Source organism: Cupriavidus sp. SK-3 (genome assembly GCF_000611145.1).
GTDB lineage: Bacteria > Pseudomonadota > Gammaproteobacteria > Burkholderiales > Burkholderiaceae > Cupriavidus.
In genome coordinates, this window is record NZ_JFJV02000141.1 from 17,972 (window position 1) to 36,180 (window position 18,209).

General features: G+C 65.6%; 15 protein-coding genes. 11 read left to right on the forward strand and 4 right to left on the reverse strand.

Going from position 1 to position 18,209, the window contains the following annotated elements; genetic code table 11:
* Positions 1 to 40: 40 nt before the first annotated feature.
* The gene (locus tag CF70_RS15090) at positions 41 to 1,384 is read right to left on the reverse strand and encodes an aspartate aminotransferase family protein (protein ID WP_035865977.1); all 1,344 of its coding nucleotides are present in this window, start codon (positions 1,382 to 1,384) and stop codon (positions 41 to 43) included.
* Between the two features lie 235 nt (positions 1,385 to 1,619).
* On the opposite strand from CF70_RS15090, the gene CF70_RS15095 reads away from it, so the two are divergent.
* Complete coding sequence (locus CF70_RS15095; protein WP_035865981.1) at positions 1,620 to 2,513, forward strand: MurR/RpiR family transcriptional regulator; 894 nt, start codon at positions 1,620 to 1,622, stop codon at positions 2,511 to 2,513.
* A gap of 47 nt (positions 2,514 to 2,560) precedes the next feature.
* On the opposite strand, the gene CF70_RS15100 is transcribed toward CF70_RS15095, so the two are convergent.
* A complete protein-coding gene (locus tag CF70_RS15100; RefSeq protein WP_035865983.1) occupies positions 2,561 to 3,472 on the reverse strand; it encodes a glutamate/aspartate ABC transporter substrate-binding protein in 912 nt (303 codons plus the stop codon).
* 538 nt (positions 3,473 to 4,010) lie between these two features.
* Positions 4,011 to 4,967 carry a chemotaxis protein gene (locus CF70_RS15105; protein ID WP_035865986.1) on the reverse strand — a complete coding sequence of 319 codons (957 nt, stop codon included), beginning with the start codon at positions 4,965 to 4,967 and terminating at the stop codon, positions 4,011 to 4,013.
* A gap of 696 nt (positions 4,968 to 5,663) precedes the next feature.
* Between CF70_RS15105 and CF70_RS15110 the strand changes: the two genes are divergently transcribed.
* From CF70_RS15110 to CF70_RS15155, 10 genes are all read left to right on the forward strand, one after another.
* Positions 5,664 to 6,884, forward strand: a complete 1,221-nt coding sequence (locus tag CF70_RS15110) for an MFS transporter (RefSeq protein WP_035865989.1) — start codon at positions 5,664 to 5,666, stop codon at positions 6,882 to 6,884.
* Between the two features lie 527 nt (positions 6,885 to 7,411).
* Complete coding sequence (locus tag CF70_RS15115; RefSeq protein WP_200876755.1) at positions 7,412 to 8,113, forward strand: MgtC/SapB family protein; 702 nt, start codon at positions 7,412 to 7,414, stop codon at positions 8,111 to 8,113.
* 27 nt (positions 8,114 to 8,140) lie between these two features.
* A complete protein-coding gene (locus CF70_RS15120) occupies positions 8,141 to 8,497 on the forward strand; it encodes a hypothetical protein (protein WP_035865996.1) in 357 nt (118 codons plus the stop codon).
* Positions 8,498 to 8,922: 425 nt separating this feature from the next.
* Positions 8,923 to 10,089 (forward strand): efflux RND transporter periplasmic adaptor subunit, encoded by a 1,167-nt coding sequence (locus tag CF70_RS15125; protein WP_035865999.1) that lies wholly within the window; start codon positions 8,923 to 8,925, stop codon positions 10,087 to 10,089.
* Positions 10,082 to 13,222 (forward strand): efflux RND transporter permease subunit, encoded by a 3,141-nt coding sequence (locus tag CF70_RS15130; protein ID WP_035866002.1) that lies wholly within the window; start codon positions 10,082 to 10,084, stop codon positions 13,220 to 13,222. The genes CF70_RS15125 and CF70_RS15130 overlap by 8 nt, the downstream gene beginning before the upstream one ends.
* A 10-nt stretch (positions 13,223 to 13,232) precedes the next feature.
* Positions 13,233 to 14,639, forward strand: a complete 1,407-nt coding sequence (locus tag CF70_RS15135; RefSeq protein WP_051648501.1) for a TolC family protein — start codon at positions 13,233 to 13,235, stop codon at positions 14,637 to 14,639.
* A 71-nt stretch (positions 14,640 to 14,710) separates the two neighbouring features.
* Entirely contained in the window at positions 14,711 to 15,130 is a 420-nt protein-coding gene (locus CF70_RS15140) for a hypothetical protein (protein WP_035866004.1), read from the forward strand.
* 148 nt (positions 15,131 to 15,278) lie between these two features.
* Complete coding sequence (locus tag CF70_RS15145) at positions 15,279 to 15,554, forward strand: plasmid mobilization protein (RefSeq protein ID WP_035866007.1); 276 nt, start codon at positions 15,279 to 15,281, stop codon at positions 15,552 to 15,554.
* 5 nt (positions 15,555 to 15,559) lie between these two features.
* The gene (locus CF70_RS15150; RefSeq protein WP_235185051.1) at positions 15,560 to 15,745 is read left to right on the forward strand and encodes a hypothetical protein; all 186 of its coding nucleotides are present in this window, start codon (positions 15,560 to 15,562) and stop codon (positions 15,743 to 15,745) included.
* Positions 15,746 to 15,827: 82 nt separating this feature from the next.
* A complete protein-coding gene (locus CF70_RS15155; protein ID WP_051648495.1) occupies positions 15,828 to 17,843 on the forward strand; it encodes a sensor histidine kinase in 2,016 nt (671 codons plus the stop codon).
* Positions 17,844 to 17,874: 31 nt separating this feature from the next.
* Here CF70_RS15155 and CF70_RS37810 read toward each other — a convergent pair.
* Positions 17,875 to 18,209 (reverse strand): YjfB family protein (locus tag CF70_RS37810; protein WP_235185052.1); only part of this gene is annotated, 335 nt, incomplete at its 5' end.

Genomic DNA, 18,209 nt, shown 5'->3' on the forward strand with positions numbered 1-18,209 from the left:
GGTGGATCTTCGGCGGGAATTGCCGCGCGCGATGCTGCTGTCAGGCAAAGGCAATGCTTGAGGATGGCAGCACGGTGCCGACCGATTGGGCAAAGCGCCCGACGATGCGATCGATATCCGCTTCCGTGCAGATGAACGGCGGCGCAAACAGCACGTGGTCGCCGTGCACGCCATCGACCGTGCCGCCCATCGGATAGATAAGAAGGCCATTTTGCATCGCGGCCGATTTGAGCTTCGCGTGGACCTTCAGCGCCGGGTCCAGGGTCGCCTTGGATGCGCGGTCCTCCACGAACTCGACACCGACGAACAAACCGCGCCCCCGGATGTCGCCAACGTTCGGATGATCTCCCAGCACTTCACGCAGCCTCGCGCGCAGTTGCTCGCCGCGCGCCAGCACATTGGCAAGCAGCCCCTCCTCGGCAATCGTGCGTTGCACGGCCAGCGCCGCGGCACAAGCCGTGGCATGCCCGATGTAGGTATGGCCATGCTGGAAGAACCCGCTGCCGCCCACGATGGCGTCGTAGATGCGGCTGGTCGCAAGCATGGCGCCGATCGGCTGGTAGCCCGCGCCCAGGCCCTTGGCAATGGTCACGATGTCCGGCACGACGCCGTCTTCCTCGCAGGCAAAGAGATAACCGGTCCGTCCCATGCCGGACATGACCTCGTCGAGGATCAGCAGTACGCCGTACTTGTCGCATACGGCACGGATGCGCTTGAGATAGTCAGCAACCGGCGCAACCGCGCCGGCGGTAGCGCCAACCACGGTCTCGGCCACGAACGCCGCCACGCTTTCCGGGCCAAGCTCCAGGACCTTGGCCTCGAGTTCGTCGGCGAGGCGCTGCGCGTACTGCGCGTCGGTCTCGCCGGCCGCCTGATCGCGGTAGGCATAGCAGGGCGACACATGATGCGCCGGCACCAGCAGCGGCAGGAAAGGCTCGCGCCGCCAGGCATTGCCGCCAATGGCCAGCGCCCCGAGCGTATTGCCGTGGTAGCTCTGGCGGCGGGCGATGAAATGCCGGCGTTCGGTCTGCCCGATCTCCACGAAGTATTGGCGAGCCAGCTTCAGCGCGGCCTCGACCGCCTCGGAACCGCCCGACACGAAGTAGACGTGGTCAAGGTCGCCTGGCGCGGCCTGTACCAGGGTATCGGCCAGCGTTTCGGACACTTCGGTGGTGAAGAACGAGGTATGCGCGTAGGCGATCGTGTCGACCTGCGCCTTGATCGCCTCGATCACGCGGGGATGGCCATGACCAAGGCAGGATACTGCCGCTCCGCCCGAAGCATCGATGTAATGCTTGCCGTTGCTGTCGATGAGTTCGATGCCCTTGCCCCCGACGGCTACGGCGAGGGACTGGCGAGGATTGCGGTGGAATACGTTGGTCATGATGTGTGGTGTTGAATCGAACGTCATCTTCAAGGCTGAATCGTCCCGGCGCACACCCAATGCGCATTGATCTGAAGTATAGAAAACCCAACCCGATCACGCAACATATGTTTCTTATTATGGATATTTGATTTGCATGATTCATTCACAGTGGAGACGCACTTGTGGACGGCAGCCGTGCATGCGGCGCCTGCCTGTGCAACAATCGTTACAGACACCCTGATCGCGACCGACCATGCCAATCGAATCCTCCGCGCCTCCGCAGCACCTGGACGAGTTACTCGCCCTGCTCCGGGAACACTTCGCGGCGCTTAGCCCGCAGTTCCAGGGGGGCGCCCGCTACCTGCTCGACCATCCCCAGGAGATACCTATCCTGTCCATGCGCAAGATTGCCGTGGACGCGGGGGTCCAGCCCGCGACACTGGTACGCCTTGCGCAGTTTCTCGGGTTCGAGGGTTGGCAAGGATTGCGCGAACTCTTTGTGGAGGCATTCCGCGGCGGCCCCCAGCCCTATGCAAAACGGGCCAAAAAGCTGGTGCGGGAAAGCGGTTCGAGCCGGATGCTCGCGGAGATGCTCGATGCGCAGCACCGGAATCTCGACCTGACCGGCGCCAACAACGCGGAATCGATGCCTCGGGCCGCAGACCTGCTCAGCGCCGCGCCCAATGTCTACATAGCGGGTTTTCGCTCCTGCTATCCGATCGCCTTCACGTTTCACTACATCTATCGGCTGTTCCGCTCGTCGGCGCACCTGATCCACGGAGATGCCGGCACGCTGGAAATGGAACTGCGCGCCCTGGCGCCCAAGGACGCCGTCGTGGTTGTGAGCTTCGCTCCGTATTCGCAGGAGATCATCCGCGTCGCCGGCGCCGCGAAACAAGCCGGCTGCCGGGTCATCGCCCTGACCGACAGCACGGTGGCGCCGATTGCGCTGGAGGCGGACTGCACGTTGCTCTTCTCGGTCGACAGCCCTTCGTTCTTCCCCTCGATCACCGCCGGCGTGGCGGTCGTCGAAGCTCTGGTCGAACAGCTGCTTGCCAAGAAGGGCAAAGGCGCGATCAAGGCGCTCGAACTTGCCGAAGGGCAATTGCACAAGACTGGCGCGTATGTCCGGGCGAAGCATGGCTAGCCAACGCGTCATGGCGCCAGGCGCGGGCGGCCTGAATAGCAAAGGACTTACTCGAATGCATCATCGCCCGGCTGCTCGTAAGCCTTCCTGACCTCGGCGCTCATCGGGAATTCGAAGTTGATGTTCTTCGGCGGGATGGGCTTGTTGAACCACTTGTCGTAGATGACCTTGATCTCGCCGCTCTTCATCAGGCCGGTGATCACGCCGTCGACCAGTTTTTTGAACTCGGGATCGTCCTTGCGCATCATGAAGCCGTAGGCTTCAAAGGACTGCGGCATGCCGACCACCGTCCACTCGGTGGGGTTCGGCGACATGGTCCGCACGCCGGAAAGCAGGACGTCATCCATCATGAAGGCAGCCACCCGGCCGGACTGCAGGATCAGGAACGATTCGCCATAGTCCTTGGCGCTCTGAATCGTGATGTTTGCCTTCTTCTCGTCATTGAGTTTGCGCAGGATCCGTTCGGACGTGGTGCCTGCGTTCGTCACCACCGCCTTTCCGGAAAGATCATGGAAGTCCTGGACCGGACTCCCCTTCTTGACCAGCAGGCGCGTGCCCGCAACAAAAAAGGTGGTGGAGAAGGCTACCTGCTGTTGCCGCGACTTCAGGTTCGTGGTGACGCCGCACTCCAGGTCGACCGTCCCGTTCTGCACCAGCGAGATCCGGTTTTGCGAGGTCACCGGGATCATGCGCACCTGCAGGTTTGCTACCGCCGTCTGCTTCCTGACCTCCGCGATAACCTTGTCGCAAATGTCCTGCGAATAGCCAATCACCTTCTGGCTGCTGTCGTAGTAGGAAAACGGGATCGACGAGGTCCGGTGTCCAATCGCGATGGTCCCCGACGCTTTGATCCGCCCCAGGGTCGGACTGGCGGCTGCGTCAACGGCCTGGGCGGCGCCCGCGCCAAGAATGGATCCAACCACCGCCACTCCCAGGCAGGTGACTTTAACGGCTTTCATCTATCGCTCCTTGTTTAGCAAAACACGCGATGGGCCATCGCGCTTGAATGCTAGTCACTGAGCAACATTTGCTCCATACTTGTTAACCATGAAACATTCGTATTTTCATGGCCGGATGTGACGCAACAAGCGCTCCAATTAGAAAAACAACGCAACATTTGGTGCAATCTTGCGTCAAGTTGAGGCACGCGGCCGGCTCCGCACCGCATGCGAGCGCCCGAGCAAGTCACGGATGGATAGCACCGTCATAGGTGTACGCCGGCGGCTGCCGGGGAGCAGATCCGCCCGGCGGCGGACGCAAGCCAATGCCATGCTTCGTCCGGCGCCTGGATGTGCCGACGATAGCGATGGGGCGAATGCAGTGGGAGGTGACTACGGCAAGCGGCGCCCCAACCGGCACGGTGGGGCCCGACTTCAGCGATGAATGCAACAGGGACCGGCGGACGTCTGCGTACAGCGTCTCACCGGCCATACACGCCGTACGATTTCCGCAATGGCCTGTGGTGGAGGACTGCCGGCGGCCGTCCTCCGGTCCATCTCAACGCGCCAGCACGCCCCGGATCGTATCCGCGAGGTCCTTGGCCAGGAACTTCGACACATAGGCGTCGGCCCCGACCTTGCGCACATGGTCTTCGCTGGCGGTCCCCGACAGCGAGGAATGAATCACCACCGGGATCGACTTGAACCGCGCATCCGCCTTGATCTTGCGGGTCAGCGTGAAGCCGTCCATCTCGGGCATTTCCAGGTCGGTCAGCACCAGCGCGATCTCGTCCTGCACGGTGCGGCCGTTGGCGGCGGCGTGGTCGGCGATCTCGCCCAGTTGCTGCCAGGCTTCCTGGCCGGTCTTGGTCATCAGCACCGGCACGCCCATGGCCTTGAGGCCTTGCTCGATCAGGCTGCGGGCAAAGGCGGAGTCGTCGGCGGCCAGGATCTTGGTGCCGGGACGCAGCGTGACCTGCGGCCCGACGGTCTTGGGATCGACTTCCGGCTGGCGCGTCGGCAGCACGTCGCGCAGGATCTGCTCGACGTCGAGCACCTGCACCAGGCGCGGGTTCTCGGTATCGGTATCGAGCTTGGCGATGCTGGTCACCATGTCGCCCTTGACGCTGGTCTCGGCCGAGACCACCTGGTTCCACTCCAGGCGCACGATCTCTTCCACCGCTTCCACGGCGAAGCCCTGGGTGGAACGCGCGTACTCCGTCACCAGCAGGATGTTGAGGCCGCTACGCGGCGTGCACCCGACCATCTTGGGCAGGTCGATCACCGGGATCACCTGGCCACGGATATCCGCCATGCCCAGCATGGCCGGGCCGCCGCCCACCACGGTGGTGACCTGGGGCATCACCAGGATTTCCCGGACCTTGAAGACGTTGATGCCGAACAGTTCGCTGTTCGCGGACTGGTCCGACTCGCCCAGGCGGAACAACAGCAACTCGAACTGGTTGTTGTTGGTCAGGTTGGTCCGTTCGTCGATGTCTCTCATCGAGCTGCTCATACGCTTCCTTTGTCCCCGCAAGGCGCGGGCTCGCCGCGCGGTGTTGATCGTTTCGCCGGGCCCGCCTGCCCTGCGAGGCGCCCGCGGCACTTGCCCCCAGGCGGCGGCGCTGCAATGACGGGCCACTGCTCCGGCTAACGGCCAATCTTTGGGGAAATTTAGCGGCAAAGCGGCAACGGGCATGCGATTTGGCGCCGCACACCGCCAAAGTGCGGAATGAGACAGGCCGGGAACAAGGTGACGGGTGTGCGACGACATGGCCGACATTTTTTCCGGGCAATGAGCAGCATGCCGCAGGAAGCACCTGAAAGAGAACGCCAGCCCAGCCGCTGGCGCTCATGCAACAGTAAATTCCGTGACCGATTTACACGAACTAAACAGCCGCTTAAAATTGCACGGCCAGCGCCGGCGACTATCGCATACGACCGCGCAGCCTTGATTTCACCGGCAGCTTCTGGGGACACACGCCGGCCAACCGCCTCCCTCGCCATGTCCCTGCCCATGCTGCCAGTCCATCCCCCGCGCGCCACGGTTCCGGTCCGGCGCCTCGAGTAGCGCCCGCGTCATGCCGGGTTCCCCGGCTTCCCGCCTTGCATTCGCCCCAGGACGACAAGTACCGCTGCGCGCCCGCGACGCGCCAAGGTCCGTTGCCTGAGGTTGCCGCTTTGATCCCAAGATATTCCGCCCCGCCCCACCATGTCCTTGAACAGCACGACGCTCGCCGCCCCGGATTCCGGGGAGCATCTGCAAGGCAGCATCAGCCGGCGCATCGTCGCCATCGTCTTCTTTAACTTCATTGCCTATCTCGCCGTCGGCCTGCCGCTGGCGGTGGTGCCCGGCTTCGTGCATGGCGACCTCGGCTATGGCACGGTCGTGGCCGGGCTGGCGGTCAGCATCCAGTACCTGGCGACGCTGCTCAGCCGGGCTTACGCGGGAACCCTGTGCGACCTGCAAGGCCCCAAGAAATCCGTCACCCTCGGGCTCATGCTATGCGCCGGCAGCGGCCTGCTGGCGGTGTTGTCCGCCCTGTTCGTGCAAACCGGCTGGCTCAGCCTGGCCTGGCTGTTCGCCGGCCGGCTGGTGCTCGGCGCGGGCGAGAGCCTGGTCACCACCGGCACCATCGCCTGGGGCATCGGCGACGTGGGATCCCGCCACACCGGCAAGGTGATCTCGTGGAACGGCATGACAACCTACGGCGCGCTGGCACTGGGCGCACCGGTTGGCGTGCTGCTCGACGCCCGCTGGGGCCTTGCCTCGCTGGGCATCGTCACCACCGTCATGGCCGCCGGCGCGTTCGCCCTGGCACGCCGCAAGGCAGCCGTGCCTACGGTGAAAGGCGCACGCATGCCGTTTCGCACGGTCTTCCGCCACATGACGCCCTTCGGCCTGTGCCTGGCGCTGGGCTCGGTGGGCTTCGGTGCCATCACGGCCTTTGTCACGCTGTACTACGCCAGCCACGGCTGGGACCATGCCGCGCTGGCACTGACCAGCCTGGGTGTGAGCTTCATCGTGGCGCGCCTGCTGCTGGCCGACAGCATCGGCCGCTTTGGCGGCTATCCGGTGGCGCTGTGCTCCTTTGCGGTGGAGGCCGCCGGGCTGGCGCTGATCTGGCTGGCGCAGGGGCCAGCCCAGGCGCTGGCGGGCGCGGCAGTCACCGGTTTTGGCTTTGCCCTGGTGTTTCCTTCGCTGGGCATGGAGGCGGTCAAGCTGGTGCCCCCAAGCAACCGCGGCTCGGCGCTCGGCGCCTATGCGCTCTTTCTCGATCTTTCGCTGGGGCTGACCGGCCCGGTGGCGGGGGTGATTGCCAGCCATGCGGGCTATGGCTCGGTGTTCCTGTTCTCGGCCGTGGCGGCGCTGGCCGGGCTGGGCTTGAGCCAGGTGCTGGCTGCGCGGGCACGGGCACGGCTGACGGATTGAGGCGCGGGCGCGGATATGCCGGCCGAGTATGCCCCCAGGCAGATGAACAGATGTCGACGCGCGACAACTCTGCCTCTATCGCCTGGGTTGGTCCCGCCGATATATATTTTTTTTGAATTTTCCGATGCATTTTCGTACATGTCCGATTGATATTCGGACAATTAACATTCTTGCATCCATCAACCTCCGTCAATCGCGTGTAATTGTCGACTTTCGCTTGACCCATTCAATTCGCGCCGCTACAGTACGCGGGTTATTAATTCCAGGGCTACCCAGTGAGCACTTGTTCCGACGACAGTAGTCGATCCAGGATCGGCGCCTCCGCCTGACGGGCCACGGTATCCCTAGCGACCGTGCCCCGCTTGCGGCACGGTGCTTTCGAGGCCGGACGTCCTGTCCCGCCTCTCTTCTTGAATACGGCTTCATTCTTCTGACCGCGCATGCGTTGCAGCTTGCCGCTGCTTGCGTTCGCCCGTGTCATTGACAAGACTCACCGGATCTTCCTGATTGCTACAGGAGTTCTTATGGTGTGGCACGAATTCGCCCTGCGCTTGCTGGAAGCGCTCGCGCTGGGTGCGTGTATCGGTACCGAACGGCAGTTGCGCCAGCGCATGGCGGGACTGCGTACCAACGCGCTGGTAGCCGCCGGCGCGGCCTTGTTCGTTTCGGTTTCCGCCTTTACCTTCGATCCGCAAGGCCATGCGCGCATTGCCGCGCAGGTCGTTTCCGGCATCGGCTTTCTCGGTGCCGGCGTGATCATGCGCGACGGCCTGAACGTGCGCGGCCTGAATACTGCCGCCACGCTGTGGTGCTCCGCCGCCGTGGGCGTGCTCGCCGGCCTTGGCCATGCCGCGGAGGCCGCGATCGGCACCGCCTGCATCCTGTGCGCCAATTTCGGCCTGCGCATGCTGGGCCAGCGCATCAACCGCGGCGGCACGTCCATCACCCCCGAAGTGGAGATGGTCTACCGCATCACCACGGTCTGCACCGCGCAGGAAGAAATCCATGTGCGCGGCTTGCTGTTGCACGCGCTGACGGAAATGCCCGCCTTGCTGTTGCAGTCCCTGCACAGCGAGGACACCGCCGTTGGCGGGCATATCGAAGTCCGCGCCGATGTGCTGGCCGCGCCCGGCAATGAAGGCAAGCTGGAGCAGATCGTCAGCCGCATCAGCATGGAGAAGAGTGTTTCCCTCGTGCGCTGGGCCATTCCGGCCAGCGCGCTCGAATAACCCCCAGGAGATAGAAAGGAGCTGGATATGCGTTTGTTCAACTGGATGCTCCCCCAGGCCACCAACCGCCGTACCCCCCAGGCAAGCCGCGGCGCAACCGCCCAGCTGTTCCAGGTGGTACTGCTTTGCAAGGATGATTATGGCGCGGGCCTGGAGCAGCAGATTCGCCGTGAACTGGCCTCGCGCGAGTTCTCGCTGCAACGCCTGCGCATGCGGCAATGCGAGCGCCGCGAACTGATCGAGATGCGCGTGCTGGTGCACTGCCAGCCGGGCGGCAGGCCTGGCATGGTCAGGCTGGTGCAACGACTCGGCCTGGAACCGCTGGTGCGCGCGGTGCGCTGGGAGACCGTTCCGCAGCCCGAGCGCGCGCTCGCGGCGGCCTGAGCCACCCCGACCCACCGATTCAAACCGATTGCCTGAGGAAGAGCATGGACCCCGACCCTTCTGGCAGGCGGCGCCGAAGGCATGGCGCGATCCCGTTGGCCTGATTCCGCTTCCTGCTCACTGCCGGAACCGCGAAACCACCACCCGGATCCGCCAGGCTCCCTGTACGTGACACGGCATCCTGACTGCCTGCGCGTGGGACCCACCCCCTCCTTCCGCGCTGCCTCCCTCCGGTAAGCAACACGGACGAATTCGCCCATCACCGGCTACCTGCGCGGACTTGCCATCCCGTAGCGCCGGGGATGCGTCACGCCTGTCGATTCCTGTCGTCCGCGGATCCCGCCTTGATGCGATCCCGGCGACAAAGCACTGGTAACAAGCGGCGCCCTTGCCCTGGCAGCGGCGTCCCCCCGAGGAGAAAATCAATGCAAACGCCCACCACTCGCCAACGCTTGCCCCTGCGCCGGCCGCCCGGTCTTGTGCTTGCCGCCGCCTGCGCGGCCTGCATCGTACTTGGCGGCTGCGACGCCAACAGCGTGCTCGGCGCGCACGCCAACACGCCCAGGCAGAGTACCGAACCGGTGCGCGAGGGCAACTTCATCACGGTGCCCGAGGCATCGCCGCTGCGCACCCAACTGCAGGTCCAGACCATTGTCGAGCAGGCGCTGGAGCGTCCCATCGAGGTACCCGGCTCGATCGAGGCCGACGCCGCCAATCTGGTCAAGATCGTACCGCCGCTGGCCGGGCGCATCGTCCGCCTGCACGCCGCGCTGGGCGATGTCGTGCGCAAGGGCGATCCTCTCTTTACGCTGGATTCCGCCGAACTGAGCGCGGCACAGGGTGAGGCCGGCAAGGCGCGCGCCGCCTTGCTCGAAGCAAAGCTGAACCTGGATCGCCAGCGCACGCTGTTCGAAGCAGAGATCGTGGCGCGCAAGGATTACGAGCAAGCCCAGCTTGCCTACTCGCAGGCAAGCAGCGACGCCGAGACCACGGCGGCCCATCTCGCGCAACTCGGCGCCGCCGGCACCGCGCCGTCGCATCGCCAATACACCATGACCGCGCCGCTGGCCGGCCGCGTCATCGAACTCGAGGGCGCGCAGGGCGGCTTCTGGAACGACACCGGCGCACCGGTCATGACCGTGGCCGACCTGTCCACCGTCTATCTCGCGGCCAGCGTGTCCGAGAAAGATATCGCTTCGATCTTCGTCGGCCAGCCCGCCGAAATCCTGCTCAATGCCTACCCCGGCAAGACCGTGACCGGCCAGGTCCGCTACATCGGCGAGATCCTCGACCCCGACACCCGCACCGTCAAGGTCCGCGTGGCGGTCGACAACAAGGACGGACGCTATCGCCCCGGCCTGTTCGCCAAGGTGTTCTTCGCAGGCGAAAAGCACCCGGCGTTGCTGGTGCCGCCGGCGGCACTGCTGCAAAGCGGGCTCTACACCCGCGTGCTGGTGGAAAAGGCGCCCTTCCGCTTCGAGCCGCGCGTGGTCACCACGGGCGCGCATGCCGACGGGCAAGTCGAGATCCTCACCGGGCTCAAGGCCGGCGAGCGCATCGTCGTGAAGAACGGAGTCCTCCTCCATGATTGACCGCCTCGTTACCCTATGTTTCGACCGCCGCGCCATCGTCTGGCTGGTCTTTGCGCTGGTGGCGCTGTATGGCGCCTATAGCTGGAAGCAACTGCCCGTCGAGGCCTATCCGGACATCGCCGACGTCACGTCCCAGATCGTTACCCAGGTGCCGGGCCTGGGCGCGGAGGAAATCGAGCAGCAGATCACCATCCCGCTGGAGCGCGCGCTGCTGGCCACGCCCGGCATGCATGTGCTGCGCACCCGCAGCCTGTTTGCGCTGTCGCTGATCACCGTGGTGTTCGAGGACGGCACGGACGGCTACTGGGCGCGCCAGCGCTTGCAGGAACGCCTGAACGAGGTGGACCTGCCCTATGACGCCAAACCCGGGCTGGACCCCTACACCTCGCCAACGGGCGAGTTCTACCGCTACACGCTCGAGTCCGGCACGCGCGACCTGCGCGAACTGTCGGAGCTGCAGGCCTGGACCGTGATACCGCGCCTGAAGAAAGTCCGCGGCGTGGTCGACGTGACCAACTTCGGCGGGCTCACCACGCAGTTCATGCTGGAACTCGATCCCGCGCGGCTGACCCAGTACAACCTGACGCTGGCGCAGGTGACCGATGCGCTCAACGCCAATAACGTCAACGCTGGCGGCAGCGTCATCGATCGCGGCGAGCAATCCTACGTGGTGCGCGGCGTGGGCCTGCTGCGCTCGCTCGACGACATGGGCAATGTGGTGGTCACGAGCAAGGGCGGCACGCCCGTACTGGTCAAGGACCTCGGCACGCTGCGCTATGGCAATGTGGAGCGGCGCGGCATCCTCGGCAAGGACGACAACCCCGACACGATCTCCGGCATCACCCTGCTGCTCAAGGATTTCAACGCCTCGCAAGCGCTTGAGGGCGTGCACGAAGCCGTGCGCGACCTCAACGACAACCTGCTGCCCAAGGACGTGAAGGTCGTAGCCTATCTCGACCGCACGTCGCTGATCGACGCCACCATGCGCACCGTGGGCTTCACGCTCGCGGAAGGCATGCTGCTGGTCGGCGTGGTGCTGCTGCTGTTCCTCGGCAGCCCTCGCGCCGCGCTGATCGTGGCGCTGACGATCCCGCTGTCGCTGCTGATCGCCTTTGTCTTCATGTATCACCTGCGCATTCCGGCCAACCTGCTGAGCCTGGGGGCGATCGACTTCGGCATCCTGGTGGACGGGGCCGTGGTGCTGGTGGAGAACATCCTGCGCCGGCGCGAAGCGGAGAAAGACCGCGTGCTGACGCCGCGCGACGCTATCGATGCCACACTGCAGGTGGCGCGGCCGATGTTCTTCGGCATGCTGGTGATCGTGGCGGCCTACCTGCCCTTGTTCTCCTTCGAGCGCATCGAGTACAAGCTGTTCTCGCCCATGGCCTTCGCGGTCGGCGCGGCGCTGATCGGCGCGTTGATCGTGGCCCTTGCGCTGGTGCCAGGGCTGGCGTGGATCGCCATGCGCAAGCCGCGCCCCGTCTTCCACAATCCCGCGCTGGAATGGCTGGCGGTGCGCTATCGCGCCGCGCTGGAACGCGGCATCGGCCGGGCGCGCTGGGTGGCAGCGAGCTGCGCCGTGGCCCTGGCCTGCGTGCTGGCGCTTGGCGCCAGCATCGGCCGCGATTTCCTGCCCTACCTGGACGAAGGCTCGCTGTGGCTGCAGGTGCAGATGCCGCCAGGCATCACCCTGGAGCGCGCCTCCGAGATGGCCAGCGAGCTGCGCCGGGTCACGCGCGAGTTACCGGAAGTGTCGTACATGGTGACGCAGACGGGCCGCAACGACGACGGCACCGACTACTGGACGCCCTCGCATATCGAAGCCAGCGTCGGCCTGCATCCGTACAAGACGTGGGCCTCAGGCATGACCAAGCAGGAACTGATCGACAAGCTGGCGGCGCGCTACGCGCAGATGCCGGGTTACTCGGTCGGCTTCATGCAGCCGATGATCGATGGCGTGCAGGACAAGCTCTCCGGCGCGCATAGCGATCTGGTGGTCAAGGTGTTCGGCGACGACCTGCGCGACGTGCGCCGCATTGCCGGTGAAGTCGCCACCACGCTGCGCGGCGTGCCCGGCGCGGCCGACGTGGCGATCGACGTCGAACCGCCGCTGCCCAACCTGAAGATCGACCTGGACCGCGCCGCCGCCGCGCGCCATGGCATCAACGCGGCCGACGTGGCCGAGCTGATCTCCACCGGCATTGGCGGCTCGCCAGTCGGCCAGCTCTATGTTGGCGAAAAGAGCTACGACATGACGGTGCGTTTCCCGCCGGTCGTGCGCTCCAGCGTGGATAGCGTCGGCGGCCTGATGCTGACGGCGGCCAACGGCGCCAAGGTGCCGCTGGCGGAAGTCGCGCGCATCACCACCGGCTCCGGCGAAAGCGTGATCGTGCGCGAAATGGCGCGCCGCCACATCATCGTGCGCCTGAATGTGCGCGACCGCGACCTGTCCAGCTTCCTGAAGGAGGCGCAGCCCGCCATCGAGCGCGCCGTGTCCTATGACCACAAGCGCAACCAGGTCGAATGGGGCGGCCAGTTCGAGAACCTGGAACGTGCGCAGGCGCGGCTGGCCATCATCCTGCCGATGACGCTGGCGCTGATGTTCGTGCTGCTGTTCGCCGAGTTCCGCAACCTGCGCCAGCCGGCGCTGGTGCTGCTGGCGGTGCCTCTGGCCACCATCGGCGGACTGGCCGCGCTGCATCTGCGCGGCATGACGCTCAACGTGTCCAGCGCGGTGGGGTTTATCGCCCTCTTTGGCGTGGCGGTGCTCAACGGCGTGCTGATGATCGCGCAGATCAACCGGCTGCGCGCGCAGGACGGCATGGGTCTGCGGCAAGCGGTGATCGAAGGCGCGGCGAGCCGCATGCGGCCGGTGCTCATGACCGCCACCGTCGCCGCCATCGGGCTGACGCCCGCGATGCTGGCGGTCGGGCTCGGCAGCGACGTGCAGCGGCCGCTGGCCACCGTGGTGGTAGGCGGTCTCTTTACGGCCACCTTGCTGACCCTGCTGTTGCTGCCGGCCCTCTACTACCTGGTGGAAGCGCGCGCCGAGCGCGCGGCTCAACTTGCCGGGAATTCGGAAACCGATGCCGAAGGCGATGCACCGGCGGCCGGTGCCGCGGGCCAGGCCTGAGGAGAACCCAATGCAAATCAAGAACAATATCCACAAGAACCTGCAAGCGGCCCCCGCCCTGCGCAACACCCTGCTGGCTACACTGGCGCTGGCGGCATCCGCATCCTGGGCACAGGACGCGCCCGCCACCGCCACCGCCACCGCCACCGCTGCGGCCGCGGCAGCGGCTGCGGCTGCGGCCAGTGCGCCGGTACGCTTCGCCAGCTATCTCGACGCGGTGGAGCGCCATAACATCGGCCTGTCCGCGCAGCAGGAAACCATCCGCAGCGCCGAGGCCGAAATCTCGATCGCCGGTGTGCGCCCCGATCCGGTGCTTAAGTACAGCCGTGGCGAAATCGAGACCAGCAGCGCGGTATCCGCCAAGCCGCCGCGCACCCATGAGTTCGAAGTTGAGATCCCGATTGAGCTGGGCGGCAAGCGCAGCGCGCGCGTGCGTGCCGCCAACAGCAACCTGCGTCTGACCGAAGCCAACCTGCAGGGCTTCAAGCACACGCTGTACCAGGAGTCCGCCGCGGCCTTCGTCGAGGCCTGCCGCAGCCGCGAAGCCCTGGTCCGGCAGGAATCGACGCTGGCCGCGCTGACCAATGTGGTGCGCGCCAATGAAATCCGCCGCAAGGCCGGTGACATCGGCGGACTGGAGCTGTCGCAGTCGCGCGTGGAACGCGACCGCTTCGGTGTCGAAGTGAAATCCGCCCGCGCCGCGGCGCAGGCCGCCATGCAGAAGCTGTCAGTCCAGCTCGGCGTGCGCGTGGCGGAGGCCTTCGGCAACGCGCCGCTGGCATGCAACTTCCAGGCGTACGACCCCGGCACCGACAGCGGCGCGCTGATTGCCCGGGCGATGGAAGCGCGTGACGAAGTCCGCATCGCCCGCGCCACGCTGGACAATGCCCGCGACAATGCCGGGGTGGCGCGCGCCAATCGCTGGGTGGATCCCAGCGTTGGCTTCACGCTGACCATGACCCCCGGCGTGCGCGGCAGCATGAACGAGGAAGGCGAGCCCGCCGGCGACGGCACGCCGCGCTCGCGCATGGTCGGCGTATCGGTGTCGATTCCCCTGCCCTTGTCGCGACTGCAGCGCGGCGAGCTGATCCAGGCCGAGTCGGCGGTCACGCAGGCCATGCTGGGCTTGCGCGAGGCGGAACTGAAAACCGAGGTCGACGTGCGCAACGCCTTCACCACGTTCCAGGCGGCGCGGGAGAACCTGCAACGCTATCGCGACTCGGTGATTGCCGATGCCGACCGGGTGCTCGAAGGCATGCGCCAATCCTATCGCCACGGCTCGGCATCGCTGCTGGAACTGCTCGATGCGCAGCGCACCGCGGACGAAACCTACCTCGACTACCTCCAGGCCCAGGCTGACCTGGCGGCGGCTACTGTGGAACTGCAACGCTCCACCGGCCTGAGGCCGGCACTTTGATAGCACAGGCAGCCCCAACGCCACGCATGGCACCGGCATCGCCGCTTGCCATGCGTAACAGGAGAAACACCATGAAAGCAGTCAATCATGCGCCATTCCAGCGGTGGCGCCTGTATCGCATGAGCGTGATCGCGCGGCTGGACGATGTGCCCGACGCACGCCGGGCGATGCGCTGTGCCGCCAGCGACTGCGGCCAGTATCCGCTCAACGAGCGGCAATTGCCGCTCGGCCTGCCACCGTGCAAGTCCATGCTGAGCTTCGAGGTACGCATGCCGCAGCAGCGGGCCGCGCAACTCCTGGTTGCGCTGGAACGCGCGTTGGCGCCGGTTCCCATCGTGCTGCTGCGCCTGGAGGTGATGGGTGACCATGCCGAGGCGGCCCACACGGGACGCTTCCGGCGCGGGCCCGGGCGGGTTGCCGGAGCGGCGGCTTTGCCAGCCGTGGCCGCGCCGGCGGCGGAACGCCAGCAAGCGGAGCCTGTGGCGGGGTGAAACCCGGCCCGTCCCGCGCGTGGCTGCGCGTGATGGGCCACCTCAATAAGCGCCTCTTAAGTAACAAAACGAGTTTGACACGTATAGGCCCGGCTCCTACTATGTACATACCATGTGCATACAATGTGCATGTAAATTGGAGTCCGGAATGGCGACTGCAACCGAACGGATTGTCGTACAGGTTACGGCGAGCCAGAAACGCGCAATCGCAAATACCGCCAAGCGGCTCGGCCTCAACGTGAGCGAGCTGATGCGGCAAGCCGCGCAAGGCTTTACGCCCGCGAACGATGAGGCAGACATCAACGCCCTGCTTGAGCGCGTCGATATCTCCACCAGGGAAGCGAACGAAGCGCTGGACGATGCATTATCATTCGTCGCTGAGTCCAACAAGCGCATCGCCGCGATGTCGGAAGGGAAGGCGTAGTGGGCGTGACAGACAAAGCGTGGGACGCGCTCACGACCGTCATCAAGATGAACGACAAGGTCGTCGCGCTGGCCGGCACGGTGAAGGAACAGCAGGCAAGGATCGAGGGCCTCACAGAGCGCGTCATCCGGCTCGAAGCGACGCTTGACCTTTTGCTGCGCGCCAATGAAGTGAAGAAGATCAAGGGCTAGGAAATTTCCTTTAACCAGTCCCTTTAACCAGTCCCTGTAACCAATCCCTTAACCACTGAGCCCTCAAGAAGTGGCAACCCTCATGCCGGCCAAGGACGCCCCGGGTCGGGCGGAACCGGATCGCATCCACCGCGATGAGGCGAGCGCCGGCGCGGATTGTCCCGCGCGCCCGCCCGGCAAGCTGCAGTTCTCGCTGTGGCGCGCAGCATGGATAGCGCTGCTGCTGGTATTGCCAGCCCTGCCGTGGTCCGTCCGCGCCGCGCCACTCCCCACCGCCCAGCTGCAAATCATCGACCAGGCCACCATCGACGCCGGAGACGGTACACCGGCCACGGTCACCCTGCCCTATTACTGGGACCGGTCCCGTCCCGGCGAGAGCGGCGGCGCCAGCTTCAGCCTGCGCTTCCCCGACCTGCCCAGCCGGCAGGGCATGGCAGCGCTCTATCTGGAGCGTGCCGCCAACGGCTACGAGATATGGCTCAACGGCAGCCTGCTCGCCCATGCGGGCAGCCTGTCGGCCCCGGTTCCCTATGCCGGGCAGCATCCGCTGCTGATCCCGGTGCCGGCAGACCTGCTGCGCCGTGAGAACGAACTGCTCGTCACCATCGCCGCCCGCGCCAGTTCGCGCGGCGGCCTGTCGCGGGTGGAGTTCGGCCCGCCGGCGCTGTTGGAGGCGCACTACGAGCGCGCGCTCTGGTTCAAGATCATGGGACCCGTGGTCATCGCTGCGGTCAGCGTGCTGCTGGCTTGCCTGTCGGCGCTGGTGTGGTGGCGGCAGCGCGACCCCCTGTTCGGCCTATATGCCATTGCCGAACTCGGGTGGTCCTTCGGGCTGGTAGAGTATTTCATTGCCGACGATGCCGGCGCGCGCGACGCCTGGCTCGCCGCGGTGCTGGCCGGGCGCGCGGTCTTCATGTACGCGACCGCCAGGTTCGCCATCCTGGTGACAGGCCTGGAGACGGGATGGCTGCGGCGGATGCTGCAGCTCTACCTGGCCATCAAGATTCCGCTGATCGCGCTGATGGTGGTGGAGCACAGCACCCGCGCCATGGTGCTGGCCAATGTCGTCGTCAACGTCGTGATGGCGCTATCGATCGTTGCCATGCTGCTCCGCGCCGCCGTGACGCGCCCGGAGCGCGAACGCGTGGCGATTGCCGCCGCCCTTGGCCTGACCCTGCTTGTCTCGATGCTGGACCTGCTTCATGTCTGGTGGATCGGCGACTACTACTGGGATTCCTCGGTCACCCGCTACGTGTCGCTGATATTCAGCCTGACGATGGGTTGGCTGCTGGTCGACCGCTATACGCGCGCCACGCGCGGGCTGGCCGCGCTGAACCGCAGGCTGGATAGTGCGGTCTCCCGCAAGGAACAGGAGCTGTATGACCTGTACCGCCATTCACGCGAGATGGAGCGGGAGCAGGCCGCCCTGGAAGAACGCGGCAGGATCATGCGCGACATCCACGACGGGCTCGGCAGCCAGCTGGTTGGCATCCTGTCGATGCTGCGCTCGGGCCGCGCCAGCGCGCAAATGCTGGAACAACAGCTGCAACATGCGCTCGACGCACTGAAACTGTCCGTCGACGCGCTGCAGGACACCGGCGGCGATCTCGCGACCGTACTCGGCAACCTGCGCTACCGGCTTGGTCCGCGCCTGGAAGCGGCGGGACTGCGGGTGGACTGGCAGGTGGAGCGCCTGCCAACGCTGGACGGCCTGACGCCGCAGCGGGTACGGGAACTGCACTACCTGCTGCTGGAGGTCTTCTCCAATGCCATGCGGCATTCCGGCGGCAGCGTCGTACGTGTTTGCGCGCACAAGGATGTCCGCCAGCACGCGCTTGTCATCGAGATCCACGACAATGGGCGCGGCTTCGCGCCGGAGGCGGTCACGCCTGGGAAAGGACTGGGCAATATGCGCCGGCGTGCCGAGACCATCGGGGCAATGCTGGATCTGCGCTCAGCGCCGGATGGCACGACCGTACGCCTGGTGTTCGCGCTGGCGCCGGAAGCCGAAAGCGGCAACGGCGAACCCTCCGCCGGACAGGGTCACGCCGCCGATCGCGCCGGGAACGGAGCGATCGGCGCGACGGACCGCGCCTGATCAGTGCCGACCGGGGCGCGGACACCTCATGTCACACCTTGATGTCGATATTCTGGCCAAGATGAGGAGGATTGCTGGCGGAGACGCCGACTTGCGGCACCGATTGCAGCAGGGCTGCCGCGCTCTGCCCTTGCATGTCGAGCGACTTGCGCAGCATCAGCAAGGCCACCGGATCGGTACCCACGCTGCTCGCAGAGCTAATGATTGAAGTGTCCATGAACGGGTCTTCCTGATTGTGGTTAAGGTTTGGTTGAAGCTGAAATGGCGTTGAAACCAGCAGGAAGGCAGACCTTCCTGCATCTTGTGTTGTCGGCCTCCGGCCTGAAACCTTTAGCGCGGCGGCCGGCTGGCGACCGGCACGGCGGC

Excerpts from the sequence above, each read along its gene's own strand:
- CF70_RS15090 (WP_035865977.1), bottom strand. The coding sequence starts at position 1,384 with ATGACCAACGTATTCCACCGCAATCCTCGCCAGTCCCTCGCCGTAGCC.
- CF70_RS15095 (WP_035865981.1), top strand. The coding sequence starts at position 1,620 with ATGCCAATCGAATCCTCCGCGCCTCCGCAGCACCTGGACGAGTTACTC.
- CF70_RS15100 (WP_035865983.1), bottom strand. The coding sequence starts at position 3,472 with ATGAAAGCCGTTAAAGTCACCTGCCTGGGAGTGGCGGTGGTTGGATCC.
- CF70_RS15105 (WP_035865986.1), bottom strand. The coding sequence starts at position 4,967 with ATGAGCAGCTCGATGAGAGACATCGACGAACGGACCAACCTGACCAAC.
- CF70_RS15110 (WP_035865989.1), top strand. The coding sequence starts at position 5,664 with ATGTCCTTGAACAGCACGACGCTCGCCGCCCCGGATTCCGGGGAGCAT.
- CF70_RS15120 (WP_035865996.1), top strand. The coding sequence starts at position 8,141 with ATGCGTTTGTTCAACTGGATGCTCCCCCAGGCCACCAACCGCCGTACC.
- CF70_RS15125 (WP_035865999.1), top strand. The coding sequence starts at position 8,923 with ATGCAAACGCCCACCACTCGCCAACGCTTGCCCCTGCGCCGGCCGCCC.
- CF70_RS15130 (WP_035866002.1), top strand. The coding sequence starts at position 10,082 with ATGATTGACCGCCTCGTTACCCTATGTTTCGACCGCCGCGCCATCGTC.
- CF70_RS15135 (WP_051648501.1), top strand. The coding sequence starts at position 13,233 with ATGCAAATCAAGAACAATATCCACAAGAACCTGCAAGCGGCCCCCGCC.
- CF70_RS15140 (WP_035866004.1), top strand. The coding sequence starts at position 14,711 with ATGAAAGCAGTCAATCATGCGCCATTCCAGCGGTGGCGCCTGTATCGC.
- CF70_RS15145 (WP_035866007.1), top strand. The coding sequence starts at position 15,279 with ATGGCGACTGCAACCGAACGGATTGTCGTACAGGTTACGGCGAGCCAG.
- CF70_RS15155 (WP_051648495.1), top strand. The coding sequence starts at position 15,828 with ATGCCGGCCAAGGACGCCCCGGGTCGGGCGGAACCGGATCGCATCCAC.